This window comes from Sphingomonas sp. AX6 (genome assembly GCF_902506605.1).
Lineage (GTDB): Bacteria > Pseudomonadota > Alphaproteobacteria > Sphingomonadales > Sphingomonadaceae > Sphingomonas.
In genome coordinates, this window is record NZ_LR733979.1 from 797,368 (window position 1) to 812,400 (window position 15,033).

14 protein-coding genes and 1 tRNA gene are annotated in these 15,033 nt (G+C 65.2%); 7 read left to right on the plus strand and 8 right to left on the minus strand.

Annotation, left to right across the window (positions count from 1 at the left end):
* The first annotated feature begins 18 nt into the window (after positions 1–18).
* Positions 19–1,815, plus strand: coding sequence for an aminopeptidase P family protein (locus tag ENHY17A_RS03980; protein ID WP_159710284.1), 1,797 nt, complete (start codon positions 19–21; stop codon positions 1,813–1,815).
* On the plus strand, positions 1,812–2,210 hold the full coding sequence (locus ENHY17A_RS03985; RefSeq protein WP_159714104.1) for a cupin domain-containing protein: 399 nt from the start codon (positions 1,812–1,814) through the stop codon (positions 2,208–2,210). The genes ENHY17A_RS03980 and ENHY17A_RS03985 overlap by 4 nt, the downstream gene beginning before the upstream one ends.
* A gap of 132 nt (positions 2,211–2,342) precedes the next feature.
* Here the strand turns inward: ENHY17A_RS03985 and ENHY17A_RS03990 are convergent, their stop codons facing one another.
* Positions 2,343–2,495, minus strand: coding sequence for a hypothetical protein (locus tag ENHY17A_RS03990; RefSeq protein ID WP_201296335.1), 153 nt, complete (start codon positions 2,493–2,495; stop codon positions 2,343–2,345).
* Positions 2,496–2,585: 90 nt separating this feature from the next.
* On the opposite strand from ENHY17A_RS03990, the gene ENHY17A_RS03995 reads away from it, so the two are divergent.
* Positions 2,586–2,660, plus strand: a tRNA-Thr gene (locus ENHY17A_RS03995).
* Between the two features lie 30 nt (positions 2,661–2,690).
* On the opposite strand, the gene rpoN is transcribed toward ENHY17A_RS03995, so the two are convergent.
* The 6 genes from rpoN to ENHY17A_RS04025 all read right to left on the minus strand — a co-directional run bounded on the left by rpoN (position 2,691) and on the right by ENHY17A_RS04025 (position 7,971).
* On the minus strand, positions 2,691–4,199 hold the full coding sequence (gene rpoN / locus ENHY17A_RS04000; protein ID WP_159710286.1) for an RNA polymerase factor sigma-54: 1,509 nt from the start codon (positions 4,197–4,199) through the stop codon (positions 2,691–2,693).
* Between the two features lie 171 nt (positions 4,200–4,370).
* A complete protein-coding gene (lptB, locus tag ENHY17A_RS04005) occupies positions 4,371–5,147 on the minus strand; it encodes an LPS export ABC transporter ATP-binding protein (protein WP_159710288.1) in 777 nt (258 codons plus the stop codon).
* A gap of 140 nt (positions 5,148–5,287) precedes the next feature.
* Positions 5,288–5,848 carry an LptA/OstA family protein gene (locus ENHY17A_RS04010; RefSeq protein WP_159710290.1) on the minus strand — a complete coding sequence of 187 codons (561 nt, stop codon included), beginning with the start codon at positions 5,846–5,848 and terminating at the stop codon, positions 5,288–5,290.
* Between the two features lie 8 nt (positions 5,849–5,856).
* The gene (gene lptC / locus ENHY17A_RS04015; protein ID WP_159710292.1) at positions 5,857–6,495 is read right to left on the minus strand and encodes an LPS export ABC transporter periplasmic protein LptC; all 639 of its coding nucleotides are present in this window, start codon (positions 6,493–6,495) and stop codon (positions 5,857–5,859) included.
* A 7-nt stretch (positions 6,496–6,502) separates the two neighbouring features.
* Complete coding sequence (locus ENHY17A_RS04020) at positions 6,503–7,120, minus strand: ribonuclease D (protein ID WP_159710294.1); 618 nt, start codon at positions 7,118–7,120, stop codon at positions 6,503–6,505.
* Positions 7,121–7,152: 32 nt separating this feature from the next.
* Positions 7,153–7,971, minus strand: a complete 819-nt coding sequence (locus ENHY17A_RS04025) for a TerC family protein (protein ID WP_159710296.1) — start codon at positions 7,969–7,971, stop codon at positions 7,153–7,155.
* A gap of 209 nt (positions 7,972–8,180) precedes the next feature.
* Between ENHY17A_RS04025 and ENHY17A_RS14865 the strand changes: the two genes are divergently transcribed.
* The 4 genes from ENHY17A_RS14865 (at position 8,181) to ENHY17A_RS04045 (ending at position 13,289) form a co-directional block, all read left to right on the plus strand.
* On the plus strand, positions 8,181–9,029 hold the full coding sequence (locus tag ENHY17A_RS14865; RefSeq protein ID WP_159710298.1) for a cold-shock protein: 849 nt from the start codon (positions 8,181–8,183) through the stop codon (positions 9,027–9,029).
* A gap of 324 nt (positions 9,030–9,353) precedes the next feature.
* Positions 9,354–10,520: a glycerate kinase family protein gene (locus ENHY17A_RS04035; RefSeq protein ID WP_159710300.1), complete on the plus strand. Its 1,167-nt coding sequence runs from the start codon at positions 9,354–9,356 to the stop codon at positions 10,518–10,520.
* Positions 10,513–11,985 carry an SLC13 family permease gene (locus tag ENHY17A_RS04040; protein WP_201296336.1) on the plus strand — a complete coding sequence of 491 codons (1,473 nt, stop codon included), beginning with the start codon at positions 10,513–10,515 and terminating at the stop codon, positions 11,983–11,985. The genes ENHY17A_RS04035 and ENHY17A_RS04040 overlap by 8 nt, the downstream gene beginning before the upstream one ends.
* The gene (locus ENHY17A_RS04045) at positions 11,982–13,289 is read left to right on the plus strand and encodes a HAMP domain-containing protein (RefSeq protein ID WP_159710302.1); all 1,308 of its coding nucleotides are present in this window, start codon (positions 11,982–11,984) and stop codon (positions 13,287–13,289) included. The genes ENHY17A_RS04040 and ENHY17A_RS04045 overlap by 4 nt, the downstream gene beginning before the upstream one ends.
* A 154-nt stretch (positions 13,290–13,443) precedes the next feature.
* On the opposite strand, the gene ENHY17A_RS04050 is transcribed toward ENHY17A_RS04045, so the two are convergent.
* The gene (locus tag ENHY17A_RS04050) at positions 13,444–15,024 is read right to left on the minus strand and encodes a cisplatin damage response ATP-dependent DNA ligase (RefSeq protein WP_159714109.1); all 1,581 of its coding nucleotides are present in this window, start codon (positions 15,022–15,024) and stop codon (positions 13,444–13,446) included.
* Positions 15,025–15,033: the final 9 nt, after the last annotated feature.

The following is a 15,033-nucleotide window of genomic DNA, read 5'->3' on the forward strand; positions in this document are numbered from 1 at the left end:
ACGCATAAGGAGAATTTGATGTCCAGTTACGCCGACCGTCTTGCCGCCCTGCGCGCCCAGCTCAAATCGGACGCGCTCGACGGTTTCGTCGTGCCGCTGACCGATGAGCATATGTCCGAATATGTCGGCGATTATGCCCAGCGACTGGCGTGGCTGACGGGGTTCCAAGGGTCGGCCGGGTCGGCGATCGTGCTGCCAGAGGCGGCGGCGATGTTCACCGACGGGCGCTACACGTTGCAGGTACGCGAGCAGGTGTCGGCGGATCACTGGCAATATGTCGCGGTGCCCGGCACCAGCATGGCCGACTGGCTGGGCGAGAATGCGCCCCAGGGCGGGCGGATCGGGTACGACCCGTGGCTGCACACCAGCGCCTGGGTGAAGGAGGCGACCAAGGCGCTGGCCGAGCGGGGTGCCGAACTGGTGGCGGTAGCGACCAATCCAATCGACCGGGTATGGGCCGACCGCCCCTCGCCTTCGGATGCCAAGCTGGCGGTCTATGACAATCAGTCGGCGGGGCAATCTTCGGCGGAAAAGCGTGCCGACATCGCGACCTGGCTGGATGAGCGAAAGGCCGATGCGGTGGTCCTGTCGGCGCTCGATTCGATCGCGTGGGTGTTCAACGTCCGCGGCGGTGATGTCACTCACACGCCGGTCGCACTTTCCTATGCGATCGTCCATGCCGACGGCACGGCGGAGCTGTTTGTCGATCCGGGCAAGATGACCGATGCGGTCGCCCAGCATCTGGGCAATGCGGTGCGCGTTCGCGACCGGCTGAGCTTCGGCGAGGCGCTGAAGCAATTTGCGGGCAAGCGCGTGGCTGCCGATCCCGAGCGCGCGGTGGCCGCGATTTTCGATGGCTTGGAAGGGGGCGGCGCGAAGGTGCTGTCGGTCCGCGATCCGGCGGTGCTGGCCAAGGCGATCAAGAACCCGGTCGAGATTTCCGGGCACAAGGCAGCACAGGCGCGCGATGGCGCGGCGATCGTCCGCTTCCTCAAATGGTGCGAAGAGGTGCTGCCCGCGGGCGAAACCGATGAGCTGACTGCGGCTGCCAAGCTCAAGGAATTTCGCGAGGCGACCGGTGCGCTGAAAGACATTTCGTTCGACACCATCTCGGCCACCGGCGCGCATGGCGCGAGCCCGCATTACAAAGTGACCGAAGAATCGAACGCCCGGATCGAGCGCGGCCAGCTCTATCTGGTCGATTCCGGTGGGCAATATGAGGACGGGACCACCGACATCACCCGCGTCGTCCCCGTGGGGCCGCCGACCGCGGAAATGCGCGACCGCTTCACGCGGGTTTTGCGCGGCCATATCGCGATCGACACCGCACGCTTCCCCGAAGGCGTGACCGGCGGCCAGATCGACGGCTTTGCGCGCGCGCCCTTATGGGAAGTCGGGCTCGATTACGCGCATGGCACCGGCCACGGGGTCGGCGCGTATCTGTCGGTCCATGAAGGGCCGCAGCGGATCGCCGCGCCCAACTATCCCGGTGGCGGCCCTGCCGAGCCGCTGCGCGCGGGCATGATCCTGTCCAACGAGCCCGGTTATTACAAAGCGGGCGAATATGGCATTCGCATCGAGAACCTGATCCTGACGGTGCCGATCGAAGTCGAGGGCGCGGAAAAGCCGGTGCTGGGGTTCGAGACGCTGACCTTTGCGCCGATCGAACGCGATCTGATCGAGCCGTCGCTGCTGAGCGACCGCGAAAAGGCCTGGCTCGATGGCTATCACGCGAAGGTGCTGGCGCTGATCGGCCCGCAACTGGACGCCGAAGAGCGCGGCTGGCTCGAGGCCAAATGCGCGGCAATCGGATGACGCCCGCGCCGTCGCTGTTCGACCGGTTCGTCCATCTGGGCCTCGGTGCGAAAGCCGAGGCCCAGCCGAGCTTTGACGGCATGGCATGGTACGACGCCTATGCGGCGCGCACCGCCAGCGACGGCGCGAAAGGGCGGCTGGTCAGCCTCTACCGCTTCGACGCGGATTGGGAGTCGTGGGAAATGCACCCGGCGGGCGACGAGTTGGTGGTGTGCGTGGACGGCGAGATGACGCTGCATCAGGAACTGGCGGACGGGAAGGTGGAGACGGTGACGCTCGGCCCCGGCGATTATGCGATCAACCCGCCCGGCGTGTGGCACACCGCCGATGTGGCGGGAGAAGCGACGGCGCTGTTCGTGACGGCGGGCATGGGGACCGAGCACCGACCGCGATAAGAGCGTCAGATCATTCCCCAACTCCCGTTTGTTTCGAGCGAAGTCGAGAAACGCGCGGCAAGCGCGCAGATCACGTTTCTCGACTTCGCTCGAAACAAACGGAGATGGATGGCGGCGGCGAAGACTTGTGGCTCAATCGCCGCGCTCTTTCGCGCTCCCATCGTCCGGCGACGTCCCGGCTTCGCCCTCCCCGCTGCGCACCGCACGCGCCTGAGTCTTTCGCCGCCGCAAATTCTCGCGCAGCCGTGCCGCCAGGCGTTCCGCGCGTTCGTCCTTTGCGTTCATGCTTTTCGCCCTAGCGCGCAAGGCGGCGGGTTGACAATCGCGGCATGGGCGGCGAATAGGCCGCTCCCGCCCGGCCGATGGCCAGCGAGTGCTGCCGTAGCTCAGTGGTAGAGCGCATCCTTGGTAAGGCTGAGGTCGTGAGTTCAATCCTCACCGGCAGCACCATTTTCCCTTCGCCATAACGGCATTCGGGGGTCAGCCGACGCCCTGAAGCGCCTTTTGACGGCGGCGCTGGACCGAGCTGCCGAACCCGATCGCTTCGCGATATTTGGCTACCGTGCGCCGCGCGATGTCGAAGCCCTTGGCGTTGAGCAGATCGACCAGCGTATCGTCGGACAGGATTTTCTTGGGGTCTTCGGCCAGGATCAGCGTGCGGATCGCGGCCTTGACCGCTTCGGCCGACACCGCGTCGCCGCCGTCCGCCGACTGGATGGCCGAAGTGAAGAAATATTTCAGTTCGAACAGCCCGCGCGCGCAACTGAGATATTTGTTGCTGGTAACGCGGCTGACGGTCGATTCGTGCATCTCGATCGCATCCGCCACGCGCGCCAGCGTCATCGGGCGCAGATGCGCGACGCCGTGGAGGAAGAACGCCTCCTGCTGTTTCACGATCTCACTCGCGACCTTGATGATCGTGCGCTGGCGCTGGTCGAGCGCCTTGACCAGCCAGTTGGCGCTGGCGAGCATGTCGCTGAGCCATGCCTTTGACGATTTGTCCTGCTTGCCGCCCGACAGTTCGACATAATAAGCGCGGTTGACCAGCACGCGCGGCAACGTCGCGGCATTGATCTCGATTCCCCATCCCTGCCCGCGTCGCGCCACGAACAGGTCTGGGACCACCGCCTGGCTCGGCTCGCCGCCGAACCGGCAGCCGGGTTTGGGGTCGTAATCGCGCAGCTCGCGGATCATGTCCGCCAAATCTTCGTCATCGACACGGCAAATCTTGCGGAGGCGCGCCATGTCGCCGCGCGCGACCGATTCGAGATTGTCGATCAACGCCGCCATGCACGGGTCGTAGCGATCGGCCTCGCGCGCCTGGATCGCCAGGCATTCGGACAGGCTGCGCGCGCCGACACCGGTGGGATCGAAGCCGTGGATGACGGCCAGCACTTGTTCGACCTCCGCCAGCGCGACGCCGAGGCGCTGCGACACGTCGAGCAGGTCGGCGCGCAGGTAGCCGATCTCGTCGATCTGATCGATCAGATGCTGGGCGATGAACAAGGCGCGGCCGGAGAGGGTTTCGCCCGCCTGGTGGTTGAGATGCTCGGCCAGACTCATGTCGGGCGCCGCGAAGCTGTCGAAATCGGGGCCGTCTTCCCCTGCGCCACCGCTGGACGTCCCGGACAGCCCGAGCGATCCGTCGAGACTGCCGACAGAATCCGATGCGCTGTCATGGTGAAAGGTTTCGGCGGAGAAATCGGCGTCGATCGAGGTTTCGCCACTCACATCGCCGCGTTCGATCAATTCGGCGCTGTCACGAGGTTCGGGCGGGGCTTCGGCCTCGAAATCGCTCTCTGGCTCACGCGCGGGCTCGCCCTCGTCGCGCTCGCCCGATTCAAGCAGCGGGTTTTTTTCGATCTCTTCCGCGATGAAGCCTTCGACTTCAAGGTTCGACAGCGCGAGCAGCCGGATCGCCTGCTGCAACTGCGGCGTCATCACCAGCGATTGGGACTGGCGCAGATCGAGGCGCGGCGCGAGGCTCATGGCTTCACCCCCGCTCCCCACTCCCCGTTGGTGTCGAGTAGGGATCGAGCTTGTCGAGAGCCTGTATCGAGACAAGCTCTCTCGTGGTCACCCCTCCCTCGATACGCCTTCTCGACAAGCTCGAAGGCTACTCGGGACGAACGGAGTTGGGGGACGGTTGTACCCATCGCGCTAAAGGGTGAACCCCTCACCCAGATAAAGCCGCCGGACATTGGCGTCGGCCACCAATTCCTCCGGCGAGCCCGTGAACAGCACGCGGCCATCATAAATGATGTAGGCGCGATCGACGATTTCCAGCGTCTCGCGGACATTATGGTCGGTAATCAGCACGCCGATGTCGCGGCTTTTGAGATCCTTCACCAGATCGCGAATGTCGGAGATCGAGATCGGATCGATGCCGGCGAACGGTTCGTCGAGCAGCATGATCGTAGGGTCGGCGGCCAGCGCGCGGGCGATTTCGGCGCGGCGGCGCTCGCCCCCCGACAGCGCCATCGCGGGCGACGACCGCAACCGGGTCAGGCCGAATTCGTCGAGCAGTTTGTCGAGCCGCGCCATCCGCGCCGCCTTGTTCGGCTCGGCCAGTTCCAGCACGGCGAGAATGTTCTTCTCCACCGTCATCCCGCGAAAGATCGAGGTTTCCTGCGGCAGATAGCCCAGACCCAGCACCGCGCGGCGATACATGGGAAGGCCGGTGATGTCGGCGCCGTCGAGCATGATCCGGCCCGCATCGGGCTTCACCAGCCCCATCACGGAATAGAAGCTCGTGGTCTTGCCCGCGCCGTTGGGGCCGAGCAGCCCGACGACTTCGCCGCGCCCGACCGACATCGAAACGTCGGACAGCACGATTTTCTTGTCATAGGATTTGGCGATCGACACCACCGCCAGCCCGTCGGCGGGCGGGGTTTCGTGCACCGCCTCCATCGTGTCGAGCGTCGTGACCTGATCCATTTAATCCCCTTCATGGCGCTTGCGCGGCAGATTGGCAGGTTTATTGCATGACCGTCGCTTTGGCTAGTATGCCGTGCTTAGGAGCCACAGAAAAGCGGCAAGCGGACCATCCGCCCGAACCGCACGATCGCCGACCGGCGTTACTCGCCGCGGTCGGGGACCGAGAAGCGCCCGGTCACGCGCCCGCCGCCCTGCGTCACGCTGCCGTCGGGCGCGGTGGTCGAACCACCCGTCGCCGATCCGTCGATTACCGCGCGTCCGCTGTCGAGATTGATCGACAACCGTCCGCCGCGAATGACGTTCGGCCCCTCGTTCAGCGTCACGCCACCGACCATCGTGATGACGCGGCGGTTGAGGTCGTACACCGCATATTGGCCGCTGGCGCGCTGGTTGGGGCGGACCACGGTCACGCCGCCCGCCGCATCGAGCCGCGACACCTGCGGATTTCCGTCGAGCACCGCGCCGGTATAGGCGACGGTCACGCGGTTGGCGTCGAGCGTCATGTTCGACTGGGTGATTTTGACCCCGCCCGACAGGATGGCGCGATTGGCACGGTCCTGAAGCTCGATATTCTGCGCGGCGAAATCGATCGGGGCGTTCGAATTATGCTGTTGCTGCGCGGTCGCCCCACCCGCAGCAATCGCCGCGGTCGTCGCCAGCGCGGAAAGGACGATGATCGTGCGGGTGCGGAGCCGTTTCATGATCGACCTTAATTTGTGCGTCCGGGGTAAATCCGCAAGCGGGCATTTCCCTCCAATCGCACGTTTCTTTCTTCAAGATCGGCGCGCATCCGATCGCCCGAGAAATTGCCCATCGGGGTCGATCCGGTGACTGGCCCTGCGCTCTGCATCTGGCGCGTCTTCAAATCGACGGTCACGTCGCGCGTATCCATCCGGTATCCGTCGGCGGCGTTGAACTCGATCGGCCCATCGACCATCACGCGTTCCTGCTCGATATCGTAACGCCCACGTTCAGCCTTCATGCGCGCAGGGCCATCGGGAAGCTGAATGCCCGCGGCGAGATCGTCGAGCCGGACGATCGGTTCGGCAGAGCTTTGCTGGACGGCGGAGCCCGCGGTCAACGCGAAGGGCTGACCTTTCGCATCGGCACCGCGATACGACGCCGAGGTCGTCCGCATCCGTTCCTGCGCGACCTCAACCTTGTTCTTGTCGAGCAGAAACGAAACGTCGCCACCCATGAACAAGGGTGCCATCACCAGAAACGCCGCCAACACCCCGATCCCCATCGGCAGCACGACCTGCGCCACCTGCACCACGCGATCGTGAACACTGCCGGGGCGAGCCCAGCGACGGCGTTCGGATCGGACCTGGCGTGCGATGTCGGACATGGTTCAGCTACGCGTGGGCGAAGATATCGGTTTCAGGCCAGCCTTCGAGGTCGAGCACCGCGCGCGCGGGCAGGAAGTCGAAACAGGCCTGCGCCAGTTCCATCCGGCCTTCGCGGATCAGGCGCTTGTCGAGTTCTTCCTTCATCCGGTGCAGATAGCGCACGTCGGACGCGGCATATTCGCGCTGCGCGTCGCTGATCTCGGGCGCGCCCCAGTCGGACGACTGCTGAACCTTGGACAGTTCGGCACCAACCAGTTCGCGGACCAATTCCTTCAGGCCGTGCCGGTCGGTATAGGTGCGCACCAGCCGCGAGGCGATCTTGGTGCAGTAAACCGGCGAGGCATCGACATCGAGGTAGAACTGGATCGCGGCCAGATCGAAGCGCGCGAAGTGATACAGCTTCAGCCGCGCCGGATCGTCGAGCACCGCCTTCAGATTGGGCGCGTCATACTCCGAATCGGGCGAAAACCGCACCAGATGCTCGTCGCCGTTGCCGTCCGAAATCTGGACCAGGCACAACCGGTCGCGCGGGGTGTTCAGCCCCATCGTCTCTGTATCGACGGCAACGGGGCCATCGGCGAGCACGCCTTCGGGCAGGTCTTCTTCGTGGAAATATACAGCCATCCCGAAGCGCCTAGACGCTTCGGGATGAACGCTCAATGGCCGTCGTTAACGACAGGCGCTTCACCGCGCGCGGCCATCTTTCTGGCACGCGAACGGCGCGAGAAGATGTTGAGCCCCTCGACCAGTGCAGAGAACGCCATCGCCGCATAGATATAGCCCTTTGGCACATGCACGCCGAAGCCGTCGGCGATCAGCACCGCGCCGATCATCAGCAGGAAGCCCAGCGCCAGCATGACGACGGTCGGGTTGTCCTTGATGAAATTGGCGAGCGGATCGGCGGCGACCAGCATGACGATGACGGTGATGATCACCGCGGTCATCATGATCGGCACATGGTCGGTCATGCCGACCGCAGTCAGGATCGAATCGATCGAGAACACCATGTCGAGCAGGATGATCTGAAAGATGGCCGAGCCGAAGGACAGTGCGACCTTGCCCTTTTTGTCGAGAGTTTCGCCGGTCTGTTCGACGTCCATCGTGTGATGGACTTCCTTGGTCGCCTTCCACACCAGGAACAAACCACCGGCGATCAGGATCAGGTCGCGCCACGAAAAGCTCGTTTCGAAAGCAGGCTGGCCATATTCGTTGAGTGGCCCCTGCCACCCCAAATCGAACACCGGCGTGGTCAGCGAAATGATGAACGCGATCATCGACAACAATGCCAGGCGCATGATCAGCGCCAGTGCGATACCGATTCGCCGAGCCTTTTGCCGCTGATGCTCGGGCAATTTGTTCGACAGAATCGAAATGAAAATCAGGTTGTCGATGCCGAGAACGACCTCAAGCACGATTAGGGTGATCAGTGCGGCCCAGGCTGCAGGGTCCGACAGCAACATCATGATTTCGTCCATAGGCGGCAGGCTGTGCCGTTTCCGCCACGAATGCGCAAGATACGACGTGCGACCCTGCGGCGAATCGACAAAATCATTCGCGAACCTGTTGTTTTTGGGATAAGGCTGAGTCGTGGCGCACTTTGTTTGAGCGTCCGGAGACCTGCGTTCGTCGTCCGACGTCGGTGCTTCAGGTGACGAATTGGGCGAGCGGGAAGACGAACAGGGCAATGAGTTTTGATCGAGGGCGCCGCGGCGAACGCGGCGGGCGCGGCAGGGACAAGCGCGATAGTTTCGGCGGCGACGATAATGGCGGTGGTGGTGGCTTCGGCGACCGCGGCGGTTTCGGCGGCGGCGGTGATCGCTTCGGCGGTGGCGGCGGCGGCTTTGGCGGCGGCGACCGATTCGGCGGTGGTGGCGGCGGCGACCGGTTCGGCGGCGGTGGCGGTGGCGGCGGTTTCCGTGGTGGTGGCGCACCGAGCGGCGGTGGCGGCTTCGGTGGCGGTCGCGGGATGCCTCCCCAAGTTGTTGGCGAAGCAACCGGGATCGTAAAGTTCTTCAACGCGCAAAAGGGCTTTGGCTTCGTCGTGCGCGATGACGGCGGCGAAGATGTATTCGTTCATATCTCGGCCGTCGAGCAGGCGGGCCTGACCGGTCTTGCCGAAGGCCAGCCGATGGGCTTCACGCTCGTCGATCGCGGCGGTCGTATTTCTGCCACCGACCTGAAAATCGATGGTGAACCGATGGCCGTCGAGGAACGCGCCCCGCGTGAACCGCGCGAAGGCGGGTTCGGTGGCGAGCGTGGTGGTGACCGTGGCGGCTTCGGCGGCGGCGACCGCGGTGGACCCCAGCGGCAGCTTACCGGTGAGAAGGCGACGGGCACCGTCAAATTCTTCAATGCGATGAAGGGCTTCGGCTTCATTCAGCGCGACGACGGACAGCCCGATGCGTTCGTCCATATCTCTGCCGTCGAACGTGCAGGGATGCCGACGCTCAACGAAGGCGACCGTCTCGGTTTCGAAATCGAAGTCGATCGCCGCGGCAAGCATGCCGCCGTGAACCTGACCAACGAGCAATAACGCTCCACGCCAGAACGGCTGAAACATCAGGCCCGGTCGTCCATCGTGACGGCCGGGCCTTTTGTTTTGGTGCGGAGGTTGCGCCACAGCAATTTGTGCGCCTGTGAAAGTAGGAGCGGTGGCTGGATTGGCGACCGCCCCTGGGCCAACGCTCCTGCTTTCGCAGGAGCGCGGCTGTTCACAAGCGTTTCAAGCTTTGCATGAGGGACAAGCCAACCCGGAAACCGATTTCCCGGCCATCTCCGGTTCACTTGATCTGAAGCAACTTCCCGCCCGCTTCGTGGTTACGCATCCGTAACCGCGTCGATACGGAAAGAGGGGACGATGCTCAGGCTGCTCGTGGCACCATCGGGCTATAAGGAGAGCCTTGACGCAGAAAGCGTCGCGTCGGCGATTGCGGCGGGCGTGCGCGCCGCGTCCGACCGGGTGCATGTCGTCGAACTTCCGCTGGCCGATGGCGGCGAGGGCACCGCGCGGACGATGGCGCGGATCACCGGTGGAACGATCCATGGCGTCCGCGTCACCGGGCCGGTGGGTGAGGCGATCGATTCGCATTTCGCGATGCTGGGCAACAGCGATCGCCCGACGGCGGTGGTCGAACTCGCTGCCGCGGCGGGGCTGCGCCATGTGCCGTCCGACCGGCGCGATCCGATGCGGACGACGACGCGCGGGGTCGGTGAACTGGTCCTCGCGGCGATCGACCAAGGCGCGGAACGCATCGTCATCGGCTGCGGTGATTCGGGGGTGAATGACGGCGGCATGGGACTGGCGCGAGCCTTGGGTGCGCGGTTCCTGGATGCGAACGGCGAGGAGATTGCGCAAGGCGGAGTCGGCCTTGGCGATCTCGACCGAATCGACCTATCGCGCCTCGACCCGCGGATCGCCGCGACCGATTTTGAAGTGGCGTGCAACATCGCCAATGTGCTGACCGGCCCCGACGGCGTCGCGCGGCTGTTCGGCCCGCAAAAGGGCGCATCACCGGAGGAAGTCGAGGCGCTCGCCGCCGGGCTGGACCGTTATGCCGACATCATCGAGCGCGATTGCGGAAACGATGTACGCACGATTCCAGGCGGTGGCGCATCGGGCGGCGTCGGCGCGGGACTGCACGCGTTGCTCGGGGCGCGACTGATTTCTCGATTCGACGCGCTGTTTCCCTATTTCGATGTCGATGCCGCGATTGCCGAGTGCGATCTGGTCATCACCGCCGAGGGGGGTGTCGATTTCAAGACCGCACGCGGCAAGATTCCGGCAGAGATCGGCATGCGCGGGCGGGCGGCGGGCAAGCCGGTGATCGTGCTGGCGGGCACCGTCGGCGAGCGCGCCGAAGTCGTGCTGAACCACGGCGTCTGCGCCTATTTCTCGACCGTCGAAAAGCCGCAGACGCTGGCAGAGGCGATCGAGCATACCCGCGAACAAGTGACGCTGATGGCCGAACATGTCGTGCGGACCTTCATCGCCGGGATGGCATTGGGTGCCGCCACACGTGGCTGACGCGCCGCCCGACCTATTCGCCCCCGTCGAGGCGGCGCGCGCTCGCGAAGCACGACCACCGCGCACCAGCACCCGCGATTTCGGCTGGGTAATCGGCGCGATGCCGGTGCTGGTGCTGATGGTTGCGCTCAGCCTGGCGGTTTTCCTGCCCCGCGAAGTCGAGGCCCCGGCCCGGCTGGCGCTGTTCGCCTTCGGTGCGGCGGCGATCCTGTGGACCTTCACCAAGTTGAACGCCGCCTATGTGGCGCTGGGCGCGGCCTTGTTCCTGTCGCTGACCGGCGCGATCGAGCAGGAGGATCTGTTCGAGGCGCTGGAGGCCGATGTGATCTGGCTGATGATCGGTGCATTCATGCTGGGCGCGGCGGTGCAGACCAGTGGCCTTGCGACGCGAATGACCAGCGCGGTCGCCGGACGGCAGGCGAGCGTCGGCAGCCTGATCTGGCGGATCACCGCCGCGCTGATCCCGCTGGCGTTCCTGATCCCCTCCACCTCGGGCCGCGCCGCCGTGGTGCTGCCGATGTTCCACCGGCTGGCCGATGCGGCGGGCGACAAGGCGGTGACGCGCGCGCTGGCGCTGCTGATCCCCGCCATCATTCTGGTATCGACCATCGCCAGCCTGGTCGGTGCGGGATCGCATCTGATCGCCAACGACCTGCTCGACGAAGTGACCGACCAATCGATCGGGTTCGGCGAGTGGATGCTCTATGGCATGCCTTTTGGCGTGATCGCGAGCCTGGCGACCGGATGGGTCGTCGGCCGCCTGTTCCTCGACGCCGAGACCCGCCGCCGCGTGGTGACGCTGGGCGACGCCGCCCGCACCCCGTTCAGCCGCGCCGAATGGCAGACGCTCGCGGTCATCGTCGCGATGGTCGGGCTTTGGATGACCGAAGGCGTTCACCCGCTGGAGATCGCCACCGTCGCGATTGCGGGCGGTTTCCTGCTGACCGCGCCCGGCATCGGCGTGATCAGTTGGAAAGCGGGGCTGAAGGCGGTGAGCTGGAACCTCATTTTCTTCGTCGGCGCGGCACTCGTGCTCGGCGAAGCGCTGATCGAAACCGGCGCGGCGAAATGGCTGATCGACCGGATGTTCGAGGCATCGGGGCTGAACGATGGTGGGTCGCCGCTGGTCGTCGTGGCCGGGCTGTCGGTGCTGACATTGACCTCTCACCTCTACCTCACCTCGCACGCCGCGCGGGCCGCCGCGCTGATCCCGCCCCTGCTCTATCTGGCCGGTGCGCTCGACCTCAACATGATCGCGGTGATGTTCATCGCCACCGTCGGCATGGATTACTGCCTGACCTTTCCGGTCAGTTCGAAAGCGCTGCTGCTGTTCCAGGAGATCGACCGCGAAACCTGGGCACCCGCCGATCTGCTACGGCTGTCGTCGGTGATGCTGCCGCTGCACGCGGTGCTGATGATCGGGTTCTATTTTCTCTACTGGCAGCATGTGGGGCTGGCATTGTGAACACCAAGACTATGTCGCTCCGCACCAAATTGATCGCGAGTTTCGCCGGGCTGGCGGCGATCGCGCTGCTGGTCATCGGCGTCGCCGTGTTCACGACATTCCGATGGCAAGCGGCGAATGCCGAGATGGAGATGCATTTCCAGCGCAGCCTGCTCCTCCAAAGCGTGCGGGCCAGCACGTTTCAGGCGCTGAAGGAAGTCGATGACGGGCTGACCGGCGACCATGTCGATGCGCGCGCCGATTTCGAGGCCGCCCTGGAGCCCGCGACCCGCGATTTCCGCGCCTGGGCCGCGCTTGCCGACACGCAAGCCGAACGGAACGAAGTCGCCCGCGTCCGCGCCGCGCATGTCGAACTGGTGACGAGCGGACGGCGCGTGTTCGACCTGGTGCCCGTCGATCGCACCGCCGCGATCCAACTGGCCGACGACGAGGTGGATACCAAGGATCTCGCCCGTTTCCGCGCGATCACCGTCGCCGCGGTCGAGGCCGATCTGGCGATTCGCGAGGGGATCGCGCGTGAAACCCGAGGCTTGCGCGAAACCGCGCAGGTGATGCTGGCGATCGGCGCGATCAGCGTCATCGCGCTGATGCTGTTGATCGCGGCTTATCTATCGTCCGACCTGTTCCGCCCGTTGCGGCAATTGTCGGACGTGCTGGCGCGGCTGGCGGATGGCGACCGCGAGGCGCGTGCCGAGGAAGGGCGGAACGACGAGATCGGCGCGGTGGCGCGCGGGGTGAACCGCGTGGCGGACATGTTGGGGAATGGCGTGCGGGAGCCGGCAGCGGCGAGCGCGACGGCCCTGACACCCGGCCTAGCGCACGCCCTGCGCGCACGGCTCGGGCAAATGCGCGGGCAAGCGAGCGAGGCGGACTGGGAGGCGGTCGACCGTATGGCGCTGGCACTAGGCGCGCCGATTTCGAAGCGGCAGGCGATCGATATCGCTACGCTTTTTCATGATGCGCTGGCCGACCATCGCGGCGAGATCGATCGGCGCGGCATCGCAGTCGAGCAACGATTGTCCTCGCCGCTCCCGCGCCCCTCCGCGCCGCTCGACCTGACGCGGCGGGCGACCGACATGATGCTGGGCATCGCGCTCGACCGCCTACCCGATCGCGGCGGACGACTGGGGCTGCGGGCATATGTCGACCCCGACAGTGGCGCGACGCGGATCGAGGCGGCGGACGATGGCGGTGTGGCAGAAATCGACCTGTCGCCGCTCGATGCGCTGGCGGCGGCGCTGGGCGGAAGCGCGCGGGTGTTTGCGGATGCCAGGGGGCAGGTGGTGCAGCTAACGCTGCCATGATTCACGGGACTTCGAAGCGCGTTGGTCTGGATGCAGCCCTCCCGTCATTGCGAGCGTAGCGAAGCAATCCAATCCCCCGCATGTCGCCGCTGGGTTGCTTCGCTGCGCTCGCAATGACGACCGAGGGAAACACCCGTTCCCGTCGAAGCGAATGTCACCCGATCATCCGTTCAAGCGTCTCGATCCGGTCGGCCTCTGCGGCAGGCTTGTCGCGGCGGATGCGGCTGATCCTCGGGAAGCGCATCGCCAGCCCCGATTTGTGCCGCGCCGACCGGTGGATCGAATCGAACGCCACCTCCAGCACCAGCGTCTTGTCCACCTCGCGCACCGGTCCGAAGCGATTGACCGTGTTCTGGCGCACGAAGCGGTCGAGCCATTTCAGCTCCTCGTCGGTGAACCCCGAATAGGCCTTGCCGACGGGGAGCAACTGCCCGTCCTCGGTCCAGCAGCCAAAGGTATAGTCGCTGTAGAAGCTCGATCGTTTGCCCGACCCGCGCTGGGCGTACATCATCACGCAATCGGCGTTCAGCGGATCGCGTTTCCATTTGTACCACAGTCCGACGCGCCGCCCGGCGACATAGGGGCTGTCGCGCCGTTTGAGCATCACCCCCTCGATCGCGGCATCGCGCGCGCCATCGCGAATGGTTGCGAGCGCATCGAAATCCGCCGCCTCGATCACCCGCGACAGATCGAACCGGTCGGGATCGAGCCCTATCGCAAACGCCTCCAGCCGCGCGCGGCGCTCGGTCCAGGATTTCGCGCGCACATCCTCTGCACCGTCGAACAACAGGTCATAGACGCGTACGAACGCGGGATAGTCGGCCAGCATCTTGGCCGACACGGTCTTTCGCCCCAGACGCTGTTGCAGCGCGTTGAAGCTGGCGGCTTCCCCGCCCTGCGTCTCGCCCTTTACCAGCAGCTCGCCGTCCACCACCCCGGGCGCGCTGAACGCCGCGGCGACGTCGGGGAAGCTGCCGGTGATGTCGTCGCCCGCGCGGCTGTAGAGCCGCGTCTCGCCGCCGACATGCACCATCTGCACGCGGATGCCGTCCCATTTCCATTCGGCGACATAATCCGCGAGATCGACGCGCAATTCCTCCAGCGGATGGGCGAGCATGAACGGTCGGAACACCGGCAGGTCGGTGGCGCTGGGCTGTTCGCTGCGCCCTTCCGCCCAATCGAACAGTTCGGGATAGGGCGCATCGAGTGCGTGCCACACCTCCTCGACCGCATCGACGTCAAGCGCGAAGGCCTGCGCGAAGGCGGTCTTCGCCAGTCGCGCCGACACGCCAACGCGTAAGCCTCCGGTGGCGAGTTTGAGCAATGCGTAGCGCTCGTCGGAATCGAGCCGGTCGAGCATCGCGGCGACTAGCGCGGGGGCTTCGGCGCGCGAGGCAGCAGACAGGGTTTCGATCACCTGCGTCACCGTCAGCACCGGCGCATCCTCGGCGGGCAGCGTGATCGGCTCGGGCCAGAGCAGCGCCACCGTCTCCGCGGTATCTCCGACGAAATCTCGGCTCATCGCGAACAGCGTCGGATCGACCCGCTCCATGATCAGCCCGCGGATGGTCGAAGATTTGACCGCCGGGATATCGACCGCGCCGGTCAGGGCCGCAAGCGCCCAACCCCGGTCGGGATCGGGTGTGCTTCGCAAATAATCGGCGATCAACGTCAGCTTGGTATTGCGCGATCGCGTGTAGATCAGGCGATCGAGAAGGTCGGCAAAGGCGCGCATCGTCGGTCC